Annotated in this window: 17 protein-coding genes; 3 read left to right on the top strand and 14 right to left on the bottom strand. The window is 45.4% G+C overall.

The features are described 5' to 3' along the window. The 10 genes from prmA to hpt all read right to left on the bottom strand — a co-directional run bounded on the left by prmA (position 1) and on the right by hpt (position 12,468). Positions 1–924 carry a 50S ribosomal protein L11 methyltransferase gene (gene prmA, locus AAV90_RS11645; protein WP_046499304.1) on the bottom strand — a complete coding sequence of 308 codons (924 nt, stop codon included), beginning with the start codon at positions 922–924 and terminating at the stop codon, positions 1–3. A 14-nt stretch (positions 925–938) separates the two neighbouring features. Then, a complete protein-coding gene (gene dnaJ, locus AAV90_RS11640; protein ID WP_046499298.1) occupies positions 939–2,066 on the bottom strand; it encodes a molecular chaperone DnaJ in 1,128 nt (375 codons plus the stop codon). A gap of 174 nt (positions 2,067–2,240) precedes the next feature. Then, positions 2,241–4,037 (bottom strand): molecular chaperone DnaK, encoded by a 1,797-nt coding sequence (gene dnaK, locus AAV90_RS11635; protein ID WP_046499297.1) that lies wholly within the window; start codon positions 4,035–4,037, stop codon positions 2,241–2,243. Between the two features lie 64 nt (positions 4,038–4,101). After that, on the bottom strand, positions 4,102–4,653 hold the full coding sequence (gene grpE / locus AAV90_RS11630) for a nucleotide exchange factor GrpE (protein ID WP_046499294.1): 552 nt from the start codon (positions 4,651–4,653) through the stop codon (positions 4,102–4,104). A 14-nt stretch (positions 4,654–4,667) separates the two neighbouring features. Continuing rightward, the gene (locus tag AAV90_RS11625) at positions 4,668–6,224 is read right to left on the bottom strand and encodes a TCP-1/cpn60 chaperonin family protein (protein WP_046499291.1); all 1,557 of its coding nucleotides are present in this window, start codon (positions 6,222–6,224) and stop codon (positions 4,668–4,670) included. A 24-nt stretch (positions 6,225–6,248) separates the two neighbouring features. Beyond that, positions 6,249–7,274: a heat-inducible transcriptional repressor HrcA gene (hrcA, locus tag AAV90_RS11620; protein WP_046499288.1), complete on the bottom strand. Its 1,026-nt coding sequence runs from the start codon at positions 7,272–7,274 to the stop codon at positions 6,249–6,251. Between the two features lie 138 nt (positions 7,275–7,412). Next, positions 7,413–8,564, bottom strand: coding sequence for a radical SAM family heme chaperone HemW (gene hemW / locus AAV90_RS11615; RefSeq protein ID WP_198142850.1), 1,152 nt, complete (start codon positions 8,562–8,564; stop codon positions 7,413–7,415). Next, the gene (gene lepA, locus AAV90_RS11610) at positions 8,554–10,356 is read right to left on the bottom strand and encodes a translation elongation factor 4 (RefSeq protein ID WP_046499282.1); all 1,803 of its coding nucleotides are present in this window, start codon (positions 10,354–10,356) and stop codon (positions 8,554–8,556) included. Before lepA ends, hemW begins: the two co-directional genes overlap by 11 nt. Positions 10,357–10,385: 29 nt before the next feature. Further along, a complete protein-coding gene (guaA, locus tag AAV90_RS11605) occupies positions 10,386–11,918 on the bottom strand; it encodes a glutamine-hydrolyzing GMP synthase (RefSeq protein ID WP_046499279.1) in 1,533 nt (510 codons plus the stop codon). 10 nt (positions 11,919–11,928) lie between these two features. Further along, a complete protein-coding gene (gene hpt / locus AAV90_RS11600) occupies positions 11,929–12,468 on the bottom strand; it encodes a hypoxanthine phosphoribosyltransferase (protein WP_046499273.1) in 540 nt (179 codons plus the stop codon). Between the two features lie 245 nt (positions 12,469–12,713). Here hpt and AAV90_RS11595 point away from each other — a divergent pair, with 245 nt between their 5' ends. Beyond that, on the top strand, positions 12,714–14,054 hold the full coding sequence (locus tag AAV90_RS11595; protein WP_052729757.1) for a hemolysin family protein: 1,341 nt from the start codon (positions 12,714–12,716) through the stop codon (positions 14,052–14,054). Here AAV90_RS11595 and AAV90_RS14195 read toward each other — a convergent pair. After that, on the bottom strand, positions 14,033–16,843 hold the full coding sequence (locus AAV90_RS14195) for a sensor domain-containing diguanylate cyclase/phosphohydrolase (RefSeq protein WP_207642066.1): 2,811 nt from the start codon (positions 16,841–16,843) through the stop codon (positions 14,033–14,035). The genes AAV90_RS11595 and AAV90_RS14195 overlap by 22 nt on opposite strands. Positions 16,844–17,153: 310 nt before the next feature. Between AAV90_RS14195 and AAV90_RS11585 the strand changes: the two genes are divergently transcribed. Next, the gene (locus AAV90_RS11585) at positions 17,154–17,567 is read left to right on the top strand and encodes a Smr/MutS family protein (protein WP_046499271.1); all 414 of its coding nucleotides are present in this window, start codon (positions 17,154–17,156) and stop codon (positions 17,565–17,567) included. A 137-nt stretch (positions 17,568–17,704) separates the two neighbouring features. On the opposite strand, the gene AAV90_RS11580 is transcribed toward AAV90_RS11585, so the two are convergent. Then, positions 17,705–18,298 (bottom strand): phosphatase PAP2 family protein, encoded by a 594-nt coding sequence (locus AAV90_RS11580; protein WP_052729755.1) that lies wholly within the window; start codon positions 18,296–18,298, stop codon positions 17,705–17,707. A gap of 221 nt (positions 18,299–18,519) precedes the next feature. Between AAV90_RS11580 and AAV90_RS11575 the strand changes: the two genes are divergently transcribed. Then, a complete protein-coding gene (locus AAV90_RS11575; protein ID WP_046499269.1) occupies positions 18,520–18,816 on the top strand; it encodes an MORN repeat-containing protein in 297 nt (98 codons plus the stop codon). Between the two features lie 246 nt (positions 18,817–19,062). Here AAV90_RS11575 and AAV90_RS11570 read toward each other — a convergent pair whose 3' ends face one another. Both AAV90_RS11570 and aroF read right to left on the bottom strand, forming a co-directional pair. After that, positions 19,063–19,971, bottom strand: coding sequence for an MBL fold metallo-hydrolase (locus AAV90_RS11570; protein WP_046499265.1), 909 nt, complete (start codon positions 19,969–19,971; stop codon positions 19,063–19,065). A 224-nt stretch (positions 19,972–20,195) separates the two neighbouring features. Beyond that, a complete protein-coding gene (gene aroF, locus AAV90_RS11565; protein ID WP_046499263.1) occupies positions 20,196–21,017 on the bottom strand; it encodes a 3-deoxy-7-phosphoheptulonate synthase in 822 nt (273 codons plus the stop codon). Positions 21,018–21,022 lie beyond the last annotated feature (5 nt).

The following is a 21,022-nucleotide window of genomic DNA, read 5'->3' as shown; positions in this document are numbered from 1 at the left end:
TTATAACTTGCGGGCCGCCACACCCACCCAATCAACATCGGTTAACACCTTGTCAATCGCAAAACCATAGTCGGTCAATTGCTTTTGTACACCCGGCCAGCGGCTGTCAACAATCCCGGAACAGAACATATATCCGCCTGGCGGCAGTACTTTGGCCGCTTCTGGAATAAGATGATTAACGACTTCCGCGGTAATGTTGGCCAGCATATGGTCTATCTCCCGCCCGGCTAATTCTTCGATAATATCCCCGGCAGCCACTTCAATAATACCATCCAAGCCATTTAGATGTACATTTTCTTTAGCTATCCTTACCGCTACTTCATCGATATCCATAGCCAGTATGTGACGGGCCCCTAATTTGGCTGCCGCAATGGAAAGAATACCTGAACCACAGCCGGCATCAACTATTGTCTCACCGCCTTTAATGTATTCATCCACGAATTTCAGGCAAAAACGGGTTGAAGCGTGGATGCCGGTTCCAAAAGCCATGCCCGGATCAATGTCAATTACTACTTCGCTATCCTGGGCACTGTATTCCTCCCAGGAAGGCTTTATAACCAAACGATGGCCTACTTTAAAGGTATGATAATACTTTTTCCATGATTCTTCCCAATCTTCGTCCCTAACTTCGCCGATAAAAATCTTGCATTTGACTTTAAAATTATCCTCTACCTTTTTAAGGAATTGCTCTAATTCATCCTGAATCTTCTTGTCTTCTGGAAAATAGGCCTTTACAACCACAAAATCATGTTCCATAAAATCCGGGGATACCGAGTCGGGATTGAATTTTTCCAGATTTTCATAACGGCGGGCTGCCTGGGGATCTTCTATAACAACGCCGCCTGAGCCCATTTTATGGAAAATTCCCGAGACCGCCTCTACACATATGCCCTCTGTCAGTATGCTGTATTCTTTCCATTTCATTAACGTATCTCCTCTTAGCCCATGGCATCCTTTAATCGATCTATGATTCCTTTTTTCCCATCCTTGTCGTCATGCTCTTCATGGAAACTCTCTAATAATTCCTTTTGACGTTTGTTTAATTTTGTGGGTATCTTTACCTGAACGACTACCTTCAGGTCTCCACTGCGCTGGCTATGCAGATGGGGGATGCCTTTGCCTCTAACGGTTATAACATCACCTGGTTGGGTACCGGCTGGAATCACCATCTGGTGGGTAGCACCGCCTAAAAGAGGCAATTCTATTTCTGCACCCAGAGCCGCCTGGGTAAAATCGATATCCAGGTTGCAGATTAAAGTATAGCCATCCCGGCTAAATCTCTCATGGGGACGTACCACGACCGTTATATATAAATCTCCGGGAGGGCCGCCATTACTGCCGGCTTCGCCCTCGCCCTGCATTCTCAAGCGTGATCCGGTATCAATCCCGGCCGGGATACGCACGTTTATAGTACGTTTTTTCCTGGTCTTGCCGCTGCCTTTACAGGTATTGCAAGGCTTTTCGATAATTTTGCCTTCGCCCTGACAGCGGGTGCAGGTCTTCACCGTCTCGAAGCGGCCAAAGGGTGTACTCTGGGAACTGCGCATCTGCCCGGCACCATGACATTGCGGACACGTTTTGGAACTAGAACCTGGCTCAGCTCCGCTGCCATTGCACTGATTGCATTTTTCCACCCTTTGCATTTCAAAATCCTTCTCTACACCGAAAACAGCATCTTCAAAATTAATGTCAAGCCTTATTTCGCGGTCAGCTCCGCGTTGCGGCCCTGTGCGCCGACGTTGTCCTCCGCCTACATTGCCAAAAAGGAGATCAAAGATATCGCCAAAACCGCCCATACCTTCTCCAAAACCTCCGAAACCGGCGCCTCCTTTAGTAGGATCAAAGGCATCATGTCCAAACCGATCATAGGTTGCTCTTTTTTGGTCATCACTTAATATTTCATAGGCTTCAGCGACTTCTTTGAATTTTTCTGCCGCGTTTTCATCGTCTTTATTAACATCAGGATGATATTTTTTGGCCAATTGACGATATGCTTTCTTTATTTCATCCGCAGAGGCATTGCGGGCTACTCCCAGCACATCATAATAATCTCGTTTTGCGGCCATTTTTTCCCACCTTCCTTAAAGACCGAAAGACGCTAATTGCACAGTTCTTTATGATATGCGCTCAGACTTCAAATACTGGCAATAACTTGAAACCTGGTTATGATGAAATCCTTTTAGCAGCGTCAATCATAATGCCATCTGTGCAATCTGCGTCTGTTAATACCGAGTCATTCACTAATCTTCATCGGGAATATTGTAGTCAGCGTCAAAAACACCGTCATCTTCTCCGCCCTGGGGGTTGATGTTTTCATACATTTTAGCACTTACAGCGTAAATAGCATTGGTCAAAGCCTCTGTTTTGGACTCAATATCTGCTATATCGCTGCCTTTTAGAGCCTCTGCGAGTTCTTCTTTGGCGTTTGTGATAGCATCACTATCCTCGCTTCCAATCTGACCCTCAAAGTCCTTTAAGGTCTTATCGGCCTGATAGATCATGCTGTCAGCTGTATTGCGGACTTCTATTTCATGCAGACGTTTTTCGTCTTCCTCGGCATACATCTCGGCATCCTTCACCATTTGATCGATCTCTGCATCACTTAATCCACTGGATGAGGTTATAGTAATCCTCTGCTCCTTGTTGGTGGCAAGATCTTTGGCAGTTACCGCTACAATACCGTTGACATCGATATCAAACTTCACTTCAATCTGCGGAACTCCCCGGGGGGCCGGAGGAATACCGGTTAACTGGAACCTGCCCAGGGTCACATTATTCTCGGACATCTTCCTCTCGCCCTGCAGGACATGAATGTCAACCGAAGGCTGGTGGTCAGCCGCTGTAGTAAAGACCTGGCTTTTGGAAGTGGGGATGGTCGTATTACGGTCAATTATCCGGGTAAATACACCACCCAGGGTTTCAATTCCTAAAGACAGAGGGGTAACGTCCAAAAGCACCACATCGGTCACTTCGCCGGTCAATACCCCTCCCTGAATAGCAGCGCCTAATCCTACTACTTCATCGGGATTTATGCCTTTAAATGGTTCTTTGCCAGTAAAATTCTTAACTGCATCCTGAACCGCTGGAATTCTGGTAGAACCACCTACCAGGATCACCTTGTCTATTTCTGCCGGTTTTACGCCGGCATCTTTCATGGCCTGCTTCAGCGGGCCCATGGTTTTTTCCACCAGATCGGCCGTCATCTCATTAAATTTTGCCCGGCTCAAGCTTCTCTCCAAGTGCAATGGGCCATCCTGGGTGGCGGTAATATAAGGAATATTTATCTCGGTATTCATCATACTGGATAGTTCATGCTTGGCCTTTTCGGCGGCTTCCTTCAGACGATGCATAGCCATTTTATCATTTTTCAAATCAATGTTATTGGCGTTATTAAATTCCTGAACCAGCCAGTTTATAATCCGATCATCAAAGTCATCCCCGCCCAGACGGTTATTGCCGCTGGTTGCCTTTACTTCAAAGGTTCCATCACCGATATCCAGTATTGACACATCAAATGTCCCTCCGCCCAGGTCAAAGACCATTATGGTTTGATTTTCCTCTTTATCTAACCCATAAGCAAGGGCGGCGGCAGTTGGCTCATTTATGATTCTTAGAACTTCCAACCCGGCAATCTTACCAGCATCTTTAGTAGCCTGACGTTGGGAATCGGTAAAATAAGCCGGCACGGTAATAACTGCCTGGGTAACCTTTTCTCCCAGATAAGCCTCGGCGTCGGATTTCATTTTTTGCAAAATCATAGCCGATATTTCCTGAGGTGAATACTGTTTGTCATCTATATTAACTTTAAAATCAGTTCCCATTCTTCTTTTAATCGATAAGACGGTTCTGTCTGGATTAGTAATCGCCTGTCTTTTGGCCACCCTTCCCACTAATCTCTCACCAGTTTTGGAAAAACCGACTACTGAGGGGACAATTCGTTCGCCTTCTGCACTGGTTATAATGGTAGCTTCACTGCCATCCATGACAGCGATTACTGAATTTGTAGTCCCCAGATCGATACCAACAACTCTTCCCATTTAAAGGACACCTCCATAATTTTTGAATATGTTTTTTATTATTTAATTTAACTGGATAGCCAAATTAACTACTGACCTTAACCAGACTGGGTCTTATAAGCCGGTCATGCAAGATATAACCTTTGCTTAACTCCTCAATAACCGTATTCTGGGGATGCTCTTCACTGGGCACTACCATCAACGGTTCATGATACTCGGGATCAAAAGGTTTGCCTAAACATTCAATTTCAACTACACCTTCCTGTTTCAATATCTCCGTCAGATTACGGGCGGTAATCTCCACCCCTTTGCTCAGGGCCTCAAAGTCATTGGTTTTTTGAGCCGCAGCTATGCCGCGGTTAAAGTCATCTATGACCGGCAGCAGTTTTTTAATAATAGATACGTGCGCGTATTTCATATATTCTTCTTTGTCACGCTGGGCGCGTTTGCGCATGTTCTCTACTTCAGCCAGACTCCTTAGATACTGATCATAGTACTTTTGGGATTCTGCGCTTTTCTTTGCCAACTCTTCCTGCAGTATCTCAATTTCACTTTTGGGGGGCTGGGTGTTTGTTTCTGCTGCAATATCCTCAGCCTCAGTGTTAGCTGTCTGTCCTTCATCAAAATCTTGTTTCATTTTTTAGTTCACCCCTATTCCAGATTTATTATATCGGGAGTATTTCCATCCCGCATTTTAATAATCGTATTGATTTTTAAGATAGCCGTGGCTACCTCTCCGGCAGTCTTAAGGGCATGCAGTTTTACTCGGGTGGGATCTACGATACCGGCACTAAATACATCAACGATTTCGCCGCTGTCACAATCCATACCAAGACTGTCGGTATGACACTGCATCTGTTGCGCAATGACATCCCTTAATTTTTCCAGGGGATTAAAGCCGGCATTGCTGACAATACAAGTAAACGGTTTTAACAAGGCTTCCTTAACACACAGGACTCCATAAGAACTCATGCCCTGCATTTGGCGAACCATCTCTTCCAATTGTCCGGCCAGCCATACTTCCAATGCGCCGGCTCCAGGAACCACACCACTTTGCAGAGCTGCCTGCACGGCTGCAGCTGCATCTTTGGCAATTCGTTCCCTCTCATCAACAACTTCTTCTGTGGCAGCTCCGATTAATATAGTAGCCATTTTTTCAGCTCCGCCGTTGTAGATAATAGTATGTCTGGCCTGCTGGTCTATTTCCACCCGCGCGGCTTTGCCCAGGTAAGTACTGAGCTGCTGTTTATCTTTGCTCAGACCATGGCGTTTTATCTTACGGGCTCCGGTATGCTTGCAAACCAGATCCATTTCCCGGCGGGAAACACGCTGCAAAGCAATTATACCAGCATCGGTCAGGATCTGTTCGCCTATATCATCTATACTGCGGTCAGTTAGAACCAGGTTTATTCCCATGCCGCAGATTTTAAACAGATCATTTTGATACTGTTCTTTGTTCTTTAAGTAGTATTGAAAACCACTTTCGGTACTTTTGGCTTCAGCATCTATCTCCCCCGGGGCTAGGGCGTCATCGACAACCAAAATACTGGCATTGTTTATCACCAAGGGCATCTCCAGGTTTAGGGCTTCCCGGTTCACTATGATGCCGGTGAATACTCGGCTGTCAACCGCTTCGCAGGCCAAAACTGCATCGCTGAACTTATAGTCAGGCAACATCAATCCATCCCGCCCAATAATATGAGCCCCTTCAATAACCAGGCCGGCTAGCTCCCGCTGTCCCCGACCGGCTATACAGGCAGCATCAAAAAGACATGATTCGTCCAAGGATTGAACAGCCCGGCTCCGGGACTCAATGAGTTCCAGGCAGTGTCTGATACCTATTTCCATTCCCTGAATCACTTGAGTCACCGGTACGCCCTTTAAAACCTGGGCTGCACCTTCTGAAACCAAAGCTCCGGCAATAATCGTAGCCGTAGTCGTTCCATCCCCCACTTCAGACTGCTGCGATTTGGCCGCATTAATAATCATTCGGGCTACCGGATGAGTAACTTCCATTAAATTTAAAATAGTAACTCCATCATTGCTGATAACTACATCACCAAACTTATCCAGCATCATAATATCAAGGCCTTTAGGGCCTAACGTGCCTTCAATAGTCTGGGATATAACCCGGGCAGCATTGGCATTACTTAATAGGGTTTGAAATTTATTGTCGATTTCACTGTTAATCAGGGTATTTTCAGCCATGGCAACTCCTTTGAAACCAAATTATCAGAAACGATTATGAAGCAAGTCTTCAATAATGGTGCGTACCGAATCAAGTGTTCCGGCAGCTTTCCAATATTCCATGCGTATAGGTCCGATTAAACCCATTTTGCCCATTTCCCCGGCTGTCCTATACCCTGTAAAAACCAAACTCATTTCCTGGATATCTTCCGACTGGTTTTCCTTACCGATAAGTATGTCCACGTCCTGACTGATGTTATCAGGGATGATCCCCTTAAACAAACCATCTTCTTCCAGTAGGGTCAGGATGCGTTTTAACTTATCCAGATCTTTGAACTCAGGTTCTTTTAATATATTTAAAGCGCCGCTTATCAGCACTTTTTCATCGGCCGTATTATCCAGCAGATTATCCACGGCTTCCAAGGCTCGGTCGATCACCTGCTGGCGTTTTTTTAAATCGTCTCTTAAGATTTGCAATTCACTGCGTCTAAGCTCCATAATTTTTTTGCCTTTACATACCCGGTTAAAAACCTCACTGATCGCCTGCAAATCTTCGGGACTAATGCCTCTGGGAATGTCTATTCTGCGATGCATTATAAGACCGACATCTGTGACCACCAAAACAAGGGCCTGCCCCTCCTGTATCGGTACCAGGTGGAGATACTTAAAATGGCTGTATTTTATGGAAGGAATGATTATAAAGGACGCATAATTGCTTACCTGGGAAAGAAAATCGCCTATTCCCTGAGCTACATCATTCCATTCCCGAATGCTTTCCTGCAGTTTTTTCCCAAGTATTTCTACCTCTTCATCGGTAAGGGACTCCTTTTCCATCATACAGTCTACATAATAACGAAAACCCATTTCCGAGGGAATTCTGCCCGCAGACGTATGCGGCTGCTCCAGATATCCCATATCCTCCAAATCCGCCATTTCATTTCTGACAGTCGCCGCACTGATATTCAAGCCATGTTTGCGGACGATGGAGCGTGAGCCAACCGGCTCAGCAGTTTCCACATAGTCCTTGATAATGGATTCAAGAATATACCTTTTTCTTTCATCTAATACCATTACTATCACCTGCTCTGTTAGCACTCACATCGATTGAGTGCTAATTGGTGTTTATAAAAACATAGCATCTGCCCGAATCTTTGTCAAGGCTACAGAATGGAAGCCCGGATGGAGAAACAATACTGCCGTTTGGGTTTTTTAAATAAAACGACTGAAAACTTGATTGGACAGGAAATACCCTCTGCGGCTTATGCGTATTCTATCCGGCTCTATGATTAAAAGACCGTCCTGCTCCAGCTTCTTTATAATAGCATAGTATTCCTGAATAAAATCTATACCAAATCGCACCTCCAATTCAGATGGCTTAATACCGGTGGTCATACGCAGTCCCAAAATTAGCGCATCCAGCATTTTTTCCCGCTCGTTCATGGTTTCCAGTATCTTCGTGTCACAGATCCCATCACTTTCTAAACGGGTCAAATAATCATGAAGGTTAGCTTTATTTATAATTCTTTGACCATTCTGGTAGCTGACTGCCCCAACACCGAGTCCCAGATATTCATGGGCTTGCCAATATATAAGGTTATGATGACATTCATATCCGGTTAAGGCGAAATTTGATATTTCGTAATGCTGATAGCCTTGGCCGCTCAGATAATCTATCGTGCTGTAGTACATAGCATATTGCAGATCTTCGTTCTCTGCCGGTATTTCTCCGGATATTATTCTGCGGGCCAGAGGAACAGAGGGATCAAGCTGTAGCAGGTAGGCGGAAATATGTTGAGGATGGTATTTTACTGCCATTCTCAAATTAAACAGCCAATCTTTCCAAGTCTGTCCCGGTATTCCATAGATCAAATCCAGATTTATATTTTTTATTCCGGACTTGGCGAGTGCACCTAAGGTATCTTTTATTTCACTAACCCTGTGAATTCGGCCCAGTATTTTCAACTCGTTGTCCTGAAAACTCTGAACTCCCAGGGATATCCGATTTATCCCTGCTTCCCGAAATCCCCGCAAAGATTCCAGGTTCACCGTTGCCGGATTTGCTTCCATGGAAATCTCGGTATCTGTAGTCAGAACATAATTATGGAAAATCGCTTTTAATATCTGCTCTATTTGGAATGGTTCAAGTAAACTGGGGGTTCCCCCGCCCAAGTAGATAGTGCTGAATTGATAATCCTTCCATTGGGTACTCCTGAGCTTAATCTCCTTTAGCAGGCAGTGGATATACCTTTCCAGCATAGTCTGCTCCGGCTGAGGCAAGGAGTAGAAATCGCAGTAGCTGCATTTGCTTCGGCAAAAAGGAATGTGTATATATATCCCGGCCGGACCTTGGTTATTTGTCACTTTCAATATCCATAACCGACATGAAAGCATCCCGGGGAATTTCAATCCGCCCGATCTGTTTCATGCGTTTCTTACCTTCTTTTTGCTTTTCGAGCAGTTTCTTTTTCCGGGTAATGTCACCGCCGTAGCATTTAGCCAGTACGTCTTTGCGCATCGCCTTTACAGATTCCCGCGCTATTACCCGGTTGCCAATGGATGCCTGAATGGCTACTTCATACATCTGCCGGGGAATAATCTTGCGCAGTTTTTCCACTAGTGCCCGGCCACGCTGGTAGGACTTTTCTTTATGCACTATAGAACTTAAAGCATCTACCGGTTCACCGTTTAATAAAATATCCAGTTTAATTAAATCCGAGGCCTCATATCCTTTTATTTCATAATCCAGGGAAGCATATCCCTTGGTTCTTGATTTCAGGCCGTCAAAAAAGTCAAACAATATTTCGGCCAGCGGGAGATTGTAACTAATCATTACCCGCTGCGGGGTCAAATATTCCATATTTACAAAGCTGCCCCGCTTCTCCTGACACAGTTCCATGACCGCGCCAATATAATCATTAGGCACCATGATGGAAGCTTTGACGAATGGTTCCATAACCATTTCAATCCGCTGGGCATCCGGCCAGTGAGAGGGATTCTGGACAAAAACCTCACTGCCATCCGTCAGCAGAATACGATAGATTACGCTGGGAGCTGTCGCCAGCAGGGTAAGATCGTATTCTCTTTCCAGCCGCTCGCGCACAATTTCCATATGTAGAAGCCCCAGGAAGCCGCAACGAAAGCCAAATCCCAAGGCATCTGATGATTCCGGCTCATAGAGCAGGGAGGCGTCATTTAGTTTCAGTTTTTCCAAGGCATCTCGCAGTTTCTCAAACTCGCTGTTTTCCAGGGGATAGAGTCCGCAGAATACTACCGGTTTGACCTCCTTGTATCCCTCCAGGGCGCGGGGGGCCGGACGACCGGCGTTGGTAATAGTGTCGCCCACTTTGGTATCGGCCACATTTTTCATGGCGGCTGCCAAATAACCGACTTCACCTGCCTTAAGGCTTTCCACCTGATTCATAAAAGGGTTTAGTACGCCGATTTCAGTTAACTCGAATTCTTTGCCGGTCGACATCATGCGGATGATGTCTCCTTTTTTTAGCTTGCCTGAATCTACCCGAATGTAGGAGATTGCTCCTTTATAGGCATCAAAATAAGAATCAAAGATCAAGGCCTTTAACTCCGCGTTTTCATCTCCACGTGGCGGGGGAATACGTGCCACAATGGCTTCCAAGACATCTTCCACACCGATACCCAGCTTGGCGGATATGGGAATAATCTCATCCCGGTCAATGCCCAGTACATTTTCCATTTCCTGCTTGACTATTTCCGGTTCTGCGCCGGGCAGATCGATTTTATTGATCACGCCGATAATCTCCAGATTCAAATCCATGGCCATATAGACATTGGCCAAAGTTTGGGCTTCTATACCCTGGGAAGCATCCACAACCAGCAACGCCCCTTCACAGGCCGCCAGGCTGCGGGAAACTTCATAGGAAAAGTCCACATGCCCGGGGGTATCAATCAGGTTTAAGATATACGTTTCTCCATCCCGGGCAATGTATTCCAGTCGCACCGGCTGCAGCTTTATGGTTATTCCTTTTTCCCTTTCCAGATCCATCTTATCCAGAAATTGTTCGCGCATCTCACGCTCGGCCAAGGCTCCGGTTTCCTGGAGCAAGCGGTCGGCCAGTGTGGATTTGCCATGGTCTATATGAGCGATAATACTAAAATTTCTAATCCGGTTCTGCATTAAAATCCTCCCAAATTATTTCCGGTTCATTACTCCCACTCGATCGTTCCTGGAGGCTTGGAAGTAATATCATAGGCCACCCGGTTGACCCCCTGGACTTCATTAACGATACGACGGGCCATGATATCCAGTACTTCATAGGGTAGTTGTGCCCATTCAGCCGTCATGGCATCGTCACTGGATACGGCGCGGATAATAATGGGATAGGCATAGGTACGCCCATCGCCCATTACCCCTACACTGCGCATGGGAGGCAAGACTGCAAAATACTGCCAGACCTCGCGATCCAGCCCGGCTTTCTTGATCTCTTCCCGCACTATGTAATCGGCTTCCTGCAAAATGTGCACTTTTTCAGCGGTTACTTCTTCGAGAACCCTGACCCCTAAGCCCGGTCCCGGGAATGGCTGCCTCCAGACTATTTCTTCGGCCAGACCAAGTTTTTCACCGATTTCCCTGACCTCATCCTTAAAAAGAAGTTTTAGGGGTTCAACCAATTCAAATTGCATGTCTTCTGGCAGTCCTCCTACATTGTGATGACTTTTTATAGTATGGGCGGTTTTGGTGCCGCTTTCCACGATATCCGGATAAATGGTGCCCTGTACCAAAAAATCTATTTCCCCGAGTTTGCGAGCCTCTTCTTCAAACACGCGAATAAATTCTGCTCCGATAATCTTACGTTTTCTCTCCGGGTCAGTCACCCCAGCCAGTTTGCTTAAAAAACGGGCGCCGGCATCAGCGAAAACCAGGTTCATGTGCATGTTATCCTTAAAGGTTTTTAAGACTTGCTCTGATTCTCCTTTACGCATCAGTCCGTTATCCACATATACGCATACCAATTGATCCCCTACGGCTTTGTGAACCAGGGCTGCTGCCACCGATGAATCCACTCCTCCGCTTAATCCGCAGAGTACCTTGCGGTCACCCACCTGGCGGCGCACTTCGTCTATTGATTCAGCTATAAAATCATTTAAGTCCCAATCGCCCTTTAACCCGCAGATAGTAAACAGAAAATTATGTAAGACCTGCATCCCTTTAAGGCTGTGCTTCACTTCCGGGTGAAACTGCACACCGTATATTTTTTGTTGGGAATGGCTAAACGCAGCCACCGGACAATTCCCGGTTCTGGCAATTACCCGAAAACCTTCCGGAATAGTGACTACAGAATCACTATGGCTCATCCATACCTGAGTCGGTCCGATAATATCATTAAATAGTATATCATCATCAACCAGTTCCATATTAGTGCGTCCATACTCCCGTACCTGAGAAGGTTTAACCTGTCCGCCTAATTCCTGAGCCAGCAAATGCATACCATAACAGATCCCCAAAATCGGAATACCCAGGGTAAAAATCCGCGGATCACAGTGAGGTGCGCCTTCTCCATGTACACTGGCTGGGCCTCCGGTCATAATGATGGCACTGGGCATTTTGGCTTTTAAGTCGTCCAAGGAAATATCATATGGAACCATTTCACAATAAACCGATAGTTCTCTTATTCGCCGGGCAATTAATTGGTTATATTGACCTCCAAAATCAAGTACCAGAACCAGTTCTTTTTCCATCTTTACACCTCTATTTCTCATATACTGACGGTTTTAATATACAAATATCCGGATATTCACGATATTTTTCGTCATAGTCCAGACCATAACCTACTATAAACTCATCCGGAATAGTAAAACCTACATAATCCGGGTAGGCAGGACTTTTACGGCGGGATGGCTTATCCAGGAGGCAGGCTATGCGAACGCTTTGGGGAGATCTTTTTTTTAATATTTCGGTAATATAATATAAGGTCAGACCACTGTCCACTATATCCTCAACAATCAATACGTTTTTGCCTTTAATCGAATATTCCAGATCCTTCATAATCCGCACTTCACCCGAGGAAACGGTTGAATTCCCATAACTGGATACATCTATAAAATCAAGTTGCAAAGGCAGCTTGATCTGTCTGACCAGATCGGCCATAAAAATAAATGCTCCTTTTAAAATGCCTACTACCAGCAGGCTTTCCCCTTCGTAATCAAAGCTGATCGCCCGCCCCATCTCACATACCTTTTCCTGGATTTCTTCTGCCGTATACAAGACCGTTATTTCATCGAGATTCAAGAATATCCCTCCCTTTTATAACTAGGATTATAACAACTTGACAGTTTCGGCGCAACGCAGCCCCAGGTTTATCTGGCCGACATATGGTTACGATCACTAAAACTTAAGGCCGGTTCTGCCCTGTTTTTCTGCCGCAAAAAACCTTTGACAGCGAAATGGATTAGTAAAATGCTTTTCGTCCATAATTAATATAGTGTAATATAGTAAAGGCAAACGCAAAACCAATCTGGAGGGATCGGACGCTTATGGAACAAGCAATAGCCGGTAGTCTTGTCAGTATTTTAAAAATCCTGGGCGCCCTGCTGCTGGTGGCGTTAAACGCCCTGTTTGTAGCCGCTGAGTTTGCCTTTGTCAAAGTTCGTCCTACCCGAATATCGCAATTAGCCGCTCAGGGAGATCGCCGCGCACTGCGGACCGAGCAGTGCATTACCCATATTGACGCTTATCTGTCGGTATCCCAATTGGGCATCACCTTGGCCAGTTTAGGATTAGGATGGATGGGAGAACCGGCTATAGCCAGTCTTTTAAGCCCTCTGTTCTTAAGCTGGGGTTTATCTGCTCCCGCATTGGTTCACTCCATATCATTCGTGATTGCTTTCCTTATTATAACTTTTCTGCACGTTGTTTTTGGCGAACTGGCTCCCAAATCCCTGGCAATCCAGAAATCTGAATCCTTGGCTCTTAGTTTGGCGGCTCCCATGCAGTTTTTTTATTATTTATTCTACCCCGGGGTAGTTGTTTTAAATGGAACCGCCAACAAAGTATTGTTGCTATTTGGACTGGAGCCTGATCCCGCCCATACCGGCAGTCATTCCGAAGAAGAATTGCGCATGTTGATATCTGCCAGCTATAAGGGAGGCCAGATTAAAAAAAGCGAGCAGGAGCTGTTGCAAAATGTTTTTAAATTCGAAAAAAAGGTGGCCGAAGAGATCATGGTTCCGCGCCCCCAGGTGGTCTTTTTAGATGTCAATGACAGCCTGGAAGATAATCTGAAAATTGCCCGTCAAGCGAAGCATACCAGATTTCCGATCTGCAGCGGCAGCCCTGATCGGGTATTGGGCTTGATTCACATTAAGGATCTTTTATACGCTGACGATAATATCGACAGTATTACGGAATTAAAACGTGATATCCTGTTTGTCCCCGAGGGAATGCTCCTAGATAAGCTTTTGCAGGAATTTCAAAAAAGCCACCAGCATATGGCGGTAGTCGTTGACGAATATGGCGGTACCGCCGGTATCGTAACCATGGATAATATCCTGGAAGAACTGGTTGGTGATATTCAAGACGAATTTGATCAGGAAGAACCAGAGATTAAGCTTCTGGCAGACGGAACGCTTCTGGTAAGCGGCAGCCTGGATATTGATGCCGCCATCGAAGAGCTGGGGCTGCCGGTTAATGATATCCCAAATGATTTTAATACCCTGGCTGGTTATGTATTGGGTCAGTTAGGCCGCTTCCCGGAAACCGGGGAGTCATTCACCTTGGGTAAATACCAGATTAAGATCACTAAAATGGACAACAAAAAAATTGAACAGTTAATGCTGATCCCCCGGCCCTCAAATCATGATGAGGAGACCTCTTGATTAAAGATTTGGAAATCAGAATCTCCAGTTACGACCTGCAAAAACACCCTGACCAAAAACGGGTCAAATTGCGTTCCGGCAGCCTTCTGGATTTCCTCCAGGGCAGCCTCGGAAGGCATGGCTTGCCGGTAGGGGCGGTCATTGGTCATGGCATCATAAGCATCGGCAATAGCCAGCGCGCGACATTCAAGAGGAATATCTTCCCCTTTCAAACCGAGCGGATAACCTGTTCCGTCCCACCACTCATGGTGTTTAAGAATCCAATCAGCAATCAAAACCAGATCCGGTGCGGCCAAGGCAATACGGTGTCCTATTTCAGAGTGTCTCTGCATCTCCGCATATTCCCGCGTATTTAAAGGCCCTTTTTTAAACAGGATCGCATCAGGCACGCCTACCTTACCTATATCATGAAACTGAGCCAAAAGACATAAATCTTTTACAGTCGAATCAGGCAAATCAAGGAGTTCAGCCATTTTACCGACCAGTAACTGGAGTCTATCACCATGCCCCTCGGTTATATAATCGCGGGCTTCCAGAGCTTTCATCAGGGTTTGAACCAGCACACTACGATTACTTTGCTGACTGTGTAGCTTCTGGCGATACATCTTGTTATCAGCTTCCTTGAAAATATCATTCATGGTTAACGAATCATCTTTACGCAAGGCATAACCGGCTGACAGGCTTAAAGGCAACTCGGGATGACTTGAGTTGTATTTTTTTATACGCTCATTTGTTCTTTTCAGGGCTTCTTCTACCTGATTTTGGGGTGTTCTGGGCAATAAAACGGCAAATTCATCGCCCCCAACCCGGGCAACCACATCCTCCTTACGGAAGGATTTGCGTATAATATTGGCTGTGTTGATTAATAGCTGATCCCCCTTGTCGTGACCCAAGGTATCGTTGACTAATTTCAAACCATCCACATCAAAGATTATCATAGCTACAGGGTTATAGCGCACACTTTCCAGGCGACGCATCTCCTCCTCAAAGTAGAAGCGATTATATAAATCGGTTAATGAATCATGCATACTCAGATATTGCAGCCTGAAAAGGGCTTCTTTCATTTCGGTAATATCCCTTCCAACCGATTGTATATCCACCAGTTTGCCCCTATCATCATAGATCACCCGATGGGTCCAGGAATTCCAACACGTTTTTCCTGCCACTGCTACCCTTATTTCCGTTGTAGAAACCGGATTTTCCGCACTTAGACCGGCAATTGCCGCATCCAGGATATTGCGATCCTCTTCCAGAATATTGGCCAAAAAAGGACTGGTGATTAGTTCCTCCCGCGACTGCTTAAAATAACGGCAATAGGCTTCATTTACGAAAGTCAGGCTGCCATCCGGCTGAAATCTACAGATTAGCTCGGTTTGATCCTCAACAATCCCCCGGTACCTGGCTTCACTGGCCTGTAAAGCTTCATGAGCCTTCTGGCGCTGGGTCAGATCACGCACAATCCCGCGAAATCCAACCACCTGATCATTTTCCAAAATGGGCGAAACGGTTGTTTCAACATACAGCCGCTGCCGATTTTTATCTAATACATACCAGCCAAATTCCCGTACTGTTTGACGGTTGCAATAAACCTTGTTAAAGGTATCCCATACCTTCCGGGCATTTTCTTTATCCATCAGATTCCTATAATTCATGCCGGCTAATTCATCCCGGCTGTACCCCAGATATTTTTGCAGATAGGGATTAAAAAAAGTATAATTGCCTTTAATGTCCACTTCAAAATAGCCTTCTTCAATGTTTTCGAGAATATTGCGATACCGGGCTTCGCTGCTGATTAATTCCCTTTCTATTTGTTTTTGTTTGCTGATATCGCGGATAGTTTCAATAGCGCCGGTTACCCGCCCGTCTTTGTCAAAGAGCGCCGCCGCCTTGCATTGCAGGTATGCCCCGCCAGCGATTAAGGGGAAAAACCCCTCCAGGGAAAGGATTCCGTTTTCATCCGAAACCCCCGGATACTTTTGCTGCCTTTCCGCGGGCGGGATCATTACTATATCGATCAGTGCAGGTTGGCTTTGACCATAAAAAGGCAGCGTATACCCAAAATTGTTTTTACCCAGCATTTCCAGGGATTTAAACTGGGTGAGCTCTTCCATAGCCCGGTTCCATAGTTTTATTTCGCCTTCGCGATTAATAACGCAGGCCGCATCGGGCAGGAAATCCAGGATCGCGGTAAGCTGCTGGTGCGCATTATTCAGATGTTTGCGGTTGTCTTCAAGTTCTTCCAGCTGATTACGCAATTCCTCTTCGGTAGCCATCAACTGCTGGTTGGCAGCACTCAGCTCAATTTCAATCCTGGTTAAGGCCTGATTGCTTTTTAGCAGCTCCTCTTCCCGCCTCATGCGCTCATAGAAATACCCGGCCAAAGCACGCTCGGCTTTTTTACGTTCGCTGATGTCTAACAATATGGCATAATACCAGATAAAGTTCTCGGTTAAGATGGCTTGCAGCAACACTTCCACCGTAATCAGACTGCCGTCCTTGCAGCGGTATTCCTTCTCATAACGCTGCGCCTGTTTACTGTTAATTAATGCTTGTTTAAACATAGCATTGTTGGGACTTCCGCCGGAAACACAAATGTCTTCATCCCATTTCAAGGTAATCATATCGTCAAAACTGTATCCCAACATATTCCTGAAACAGGAGTTGCAAGCGACAACTTGGCCGGCCTCATTAAAAGACACAAATGCCAGGGCAGATTTATCTAAAACAGCACTTAAATAAGTAATCTGTTCAACAGCACCTGGTATGGCTTGAATATCCTTATCAGGCATAAAAAACACTACCCTGCCCCCCTAATCTTGGTTTAATATGAGTTTGATGTTTCTGAACTAATTCTCTTAGGAAGGTATTTTTCCTTCCCTCATATAACATATATTTTTTTTGCGTTTTTTCCATACGATTATGATAGTGTTACAAATATATAATCAGCGCCCTTTAGTGTACAACAACCTATTCTTTAATTGGTAAGCGTGTCATCCATATTATCCGCATCGTTTTTTGCAGTGATTTTTTGGTTTTATTTAGTTAACCGGGCTAATAATATGTTATGATAAGGCAAATTTACTAAGGAGCGTTACCCCATTGAAAGTTGAAAACTTGAATCTACATGGACTCAACCTGCAGGAAGCCCGGCAAAAAACCCAGTTGAATTTAGATTGGTGCATAAAACATGGCGTAGATGTCCTGGTCATAAATCATGGCAAAGGCCATCATAGTGCGAATAATTTTGCGGTCTTAAAGTCAGAAATACGCAAAATGTTAAAAGAAGAACAGCTGCTAAGGGAGTCGGGCTACCGAGTCATTTATGGCGAATCAGACTGGCCGGTGGCCTTAACGTATGACGAAGGGAATACCCTGGTGGTTGCCCGGGGGCTTGAGAATGAATTCATAGGCGGCAAGGCCCGCCAGGATAAAAACCAGCGCATCTTTTCCCAGGAAGGCAAAGAGGTTAGAAAAGCCCAAAAAAATTGGCGCAAGCAAAATAGAACTCGTTAAAAAAAGCCCCATCAAGACACGTTTTTCTATGGGCTTTTCCCGCCCCAACCTCAAAACATCCTTAGCAACTTTAAGAAGATTTGTTCTAAACAGCAATTTAACCGATACCAAGCCTCATTGTTTCCGGTTATATACTATCATACGCTTTCGCCGCTCGCTTTCATAGTTTTCTTCATCACCCACCAATTAACTGCCAGTATTAAAGCCCCCAAAATATACCCGGCCAGTACATCACTGGTATAATGAACATTCAGATAAACCCGACTGAAACCGATAATCAGAATTAAAACCGAAAAACCGACCCGGATAAGAGATCTGTATTTAGGCGGGCAATCCCCTGACACCACCAGGGCCAGAAAACCATAGAAGGCCAGGGATAGCATGGCGTGTCCGCTAGGAAAGCTAAAACCCGTTGCAATAGTAAGGGCTTCACCCAAAGGGCGCGGTCTGGCAATAATATTTTTCAAAAACCCCATTAAAACCCAGGCAGAAAACAGGCTGCTGATAGAAAAAAGCGCCTCCCACCATCTTTTCTGCCAGCCCAGCCCTATAAAAACCAGAACAGCAATAGTTATATAGGCCAGTGGCGACCCTAGATTGGTAATAACCGCCATAACCTGACTTAACCAGGGGGTATTGGCAGCCATTATCTTTTGTTGTATGAGATAGTCTAGCGCTACAATTTTGGAAATAAGTCGTTGCAAAAAATAATTGCTTAGTATACTTGACAAAAATACTCCACCTTTCCACAACAGAATCTTAATTATTCATGGTTTTAGGCTGCCCGATGTTTTAGAAATCGAGTAAAATTCACTACAACCATGATATCCGCAAACACATTACCATTTAATTTACTTTAACCATTTCATAATATGTATACCACTTTACTATATAATAATGGTATGATTAAGTTGGTAATTTTTATGTAGAAATAGTGGGGGGTGGATTTTAGATGGCAGAAATCAATGACCTGGAGTTACGTTATACTGTCAACGTAGACTACATTGGGGAAATAAGCGAAGGTAAACCCAACGGCAAAGGCAAGGCCATATTCAGAAACGGCGGTATCTACGAGGGCGATTGGGTGAAAGGCAAACAGGAAGGTTATGGTAGAGAATACTATCCAGACGGTACCTTACGCTATGAAGGCGAGTATAAAAATGGGCTCAGACACGGTACAGGCACAGCTTACTATAAAAATGGCAGCATCCGTCACCAAGGCAACTGGAAATACAACGAGCCCAATTAAACCTGCCAACGGTGCCATGGGGACGGTTCTTTTGACACCTTTTGGCACCTAATTAGCGGGTTTTTTAAAAAATAAACGATGATGCCGCAGTTAGCGTATTATTAATTAAAGCAACCGGAGGTCGTTGCCTAAAAATTTCCGGTTAGCTTGGTCTTGTGTATGTTAAAACCGCGTGAACCCGCATAAATCCACGTAATCCGCATCTATTTAATTACTAAAAACACGACTTAATTTTGAGGCTGCTGTTTATGCTTGGGCGGCCAGATGGGCTACCTTGGCCTTTAGATTCAGGAGATAGGGATCTTCCGGCTGCTTGAGAGCCGGGAAAGGGTCGTAGTATTCGGCTTTGGCCCTGGAGATTACCTTCTCGATGGAGCCGTTTTCCTCTTTAAGAAGTTCCAGGACTCTTTTCTTGAAACCAATCGTTGCGTTGATTGATTTTTCTAAAAAGCCCTTGATTTCTTCCCGCCCAGCCAAGATAGAATAATGCCCCTGGCAAAAAATATCTGAGGGGAGGGCGGCCAAGCGCTGCAGGGAAGACAAATAGGCATCGTAATTATAGACAAACTCAGTTGTAACCACCTCGGGACTGTAGTAGACCCCGGCTGCTTCACCGGCAAAAAGAATTTTTTCAGCGGGCAGGTAAAAACTATGGTGATCTTTAGTATGACCAGGTGTAGCCAGCACTTTAAGCTTAGTCCCGTCTCCTAAATCAAAGACCTGACCGTCCTGCAATTTTATATCGATCTCAAAAGGAGCAAAAGGTTCGGTATTCATCTGGACACGATCAAAGCCCGGCATTAAACTCATCCTATCCAGGGAATCTGCATTTAGCTTGCTGATCAGGGCCAACGCGTTGGGACGCTGCAAAATACTTTCAGCTATGGAGGTGGCGGCAATTTGCATCTCCGGGAAGGCTTTTTTCAGGTAGGCAGCCGCACCACAATGATCCCAATGGACATGAGTCAAAAAAAGCACCGCTGGTTGCCGTTCCTTAAGGATAGAACGGATAGATTCAGCGTATACTTTTCCAGCGCAGGTTACCCCTGCATCAAATATCGCGGGTTTCGCTCCATCCCAAAGATATATGGGGCATTCCTCATAACCCAGGCAATAAAGATTATCTTTTATATGACCAATCTTATCTATTATCATATTGGCACCCCCCTGATTTCTGGCAGCCTCTACCCTGTTTGCAATGCTTTTTTGATTCCATGTTCCCTGTCCTAACTTCATCTCAACCCATTATAACAGATAGAAGATTAAATACTAATGGCTTGAAATCACCGGAGAAAATTGCAAAAAAATTACGCGCCGTACTTATTGAGGCTTAACTTTAAGTAAGCTAATATCAGGCGCGTATTACTTTCGATTTTTCCCTAAGAGACCCGGCCCCTTGGATCCCTAATATCTTTTAATAACGATTCCATCATTTCCGGGCTTAATGATTGCGGACCATCAGACAAAGCCTGGTCGGGCTGCAGATGCACCTCCACCATTAAGCCATCCGCACCGGCGGCAATCGCTGCCCGGGCTACGGGTATTACTAAGGATCGCAGCCCGGTAGCATGACTAGGATCAACGATGACCGGCAGATGCGATATCTGTTTGACCAGGGCTACGGCTCCGATATCTACTGTATTACGGGTCATGCTCTCAAAAGTGCGGATGCCCCGCTCGCATAAAATAACCTGCTGATTACCGGCCGCCAGGATATATTCACCAGCCAGCAGCCATTCCTCAATAGTAGCCGCCAAACCCCTTTTTAAAATAACCGGTTTGTCAATCTGGCCTACTTCCTTTAACAAAGAAAAATTCTGCATATTACGGCTGCCGATCTGCAGCAAATCAGAACAATTATATACCTTATCCAGATCGCGCGGATCCATGATCTCGGTAACCACCGGCATACCCGTTAATTCCCGGGTTTCAGCCAGGATACGCAAGCCCTCCTCCCCTAAACCCTGAAAGGAGTAGGGGGAACTGCGGGGTTTAAAGGCTCCCCCGCGCAGGATATGAACGCCCATAGCCTTCAGTTTCTCAGCCAAAGGCAGGTATTGCTCCCGGGATTCCACTGCGCAGGAACCGGCTATAACTGTACAGTGACCGGTGCCTATTTTCACCTGCCCCATCCGGCTGGGTATACAGATTATCGTATCACCGGCAGTTTTCTCTCGAGCGGCCAGGGTATAGGCTGCCATATTAA

This window comes from Syntrophomonas zehnderi OL-4 (genome assembly GCF_000983115.1).
GTDB lineage: Bacteria > Bacillota > Syntrophomonadia > Syntrophomonadales > Syntrophomonadaceae > Syntrophomonas_B > Syntrophomonas_B zehnderi.
This window is presented reverse-complemented; position numbering and strand designations above follow the sequence as displayed.

Coding starts and splice junctions, on each gene's coding strand:
- grpE (WP_046499294.1), bottom strand. CDS start 4,653: ATGAAACAAGATTTTGATGAAGGACAGACAGCTAACACTGAGGCTGAG.
- dnaK (WP_046499297.1), bottom strand. CDS start 4,037: ATGGGAAGAGTTGTTGGTATCGATCTGGGGACTACAAATTCAGTAATC.
- AAV90_RS14195 (WP_207642066.1), bottom strand. CDS start 16,843: ATGCCTGATAAGGATATTCAAGCCATACCAGGTGCTGTTGAACAGATT.
- AAV90_RS11575 (WP_046499269.1), top strand. CDS start 18,520: ATGGCAGAAATCAATGACCTGGAGTTACGTTATACTGTCAACGTAGAC.
- aroF (WP_046499263.1), bottom strand. CDS start 21,017: ATGGCAGCCTATACCCTGGCCGCTCGAGAGAAAACTGCCGGTGATACG.
- prmA (WP_046499304.1), bottom strand. CDS start 924: ATGAAATGGAAAGAATACAGCATACTGACAGAGGGCATATGTGTAGAG.
- guaA (WP_046499279.1), bottom strand. CDS start 11,918: ATGGAAAAAGAACTGGTTCTGGTACTTGATTTTGGAGGTCAATATAAC.
- AAV90_RS11570 (WP_046499265.1), bottom strand. CDS start 19,971: ATGATAATAGATAAGATTGGTCATATAAAAGATAATCTTTATTGCCTG.
- hrcA (WP_046499288.1), bottom strand. CDS start 7,274: ATGGTATTAGATGAAAGAAAAAGGTATATTCTTGAATCCATTATCAAG.
- AAV90_RS11595 (WP_052729757.1), top strand. CDS start 12,714: ATGGAACAAGCAATAGCCGGTAGTCTTGTCAGTATTTTAAAAATCCTG.
- AAV90_RS11625 (WP_046499291.1), bottom strand. CDS start 6,224: ATGGCTGAAAATACCCTGATTAACAGTGAAATCGACAATAAATTTCAA.
- lepA (WP_046499282.1), bottom strand. CDS start 10,356: ATGCAGAACCGGATTAGAAATTTTAGTATTATCGCTCATATAGACCAT.
- dnaJ (WP_046499298.1), bottom strand. CDS start 2,066: ATGGCCGCAAAACGAGATTATTATGATGTGCTGGGAGTAGCCCGCAAT.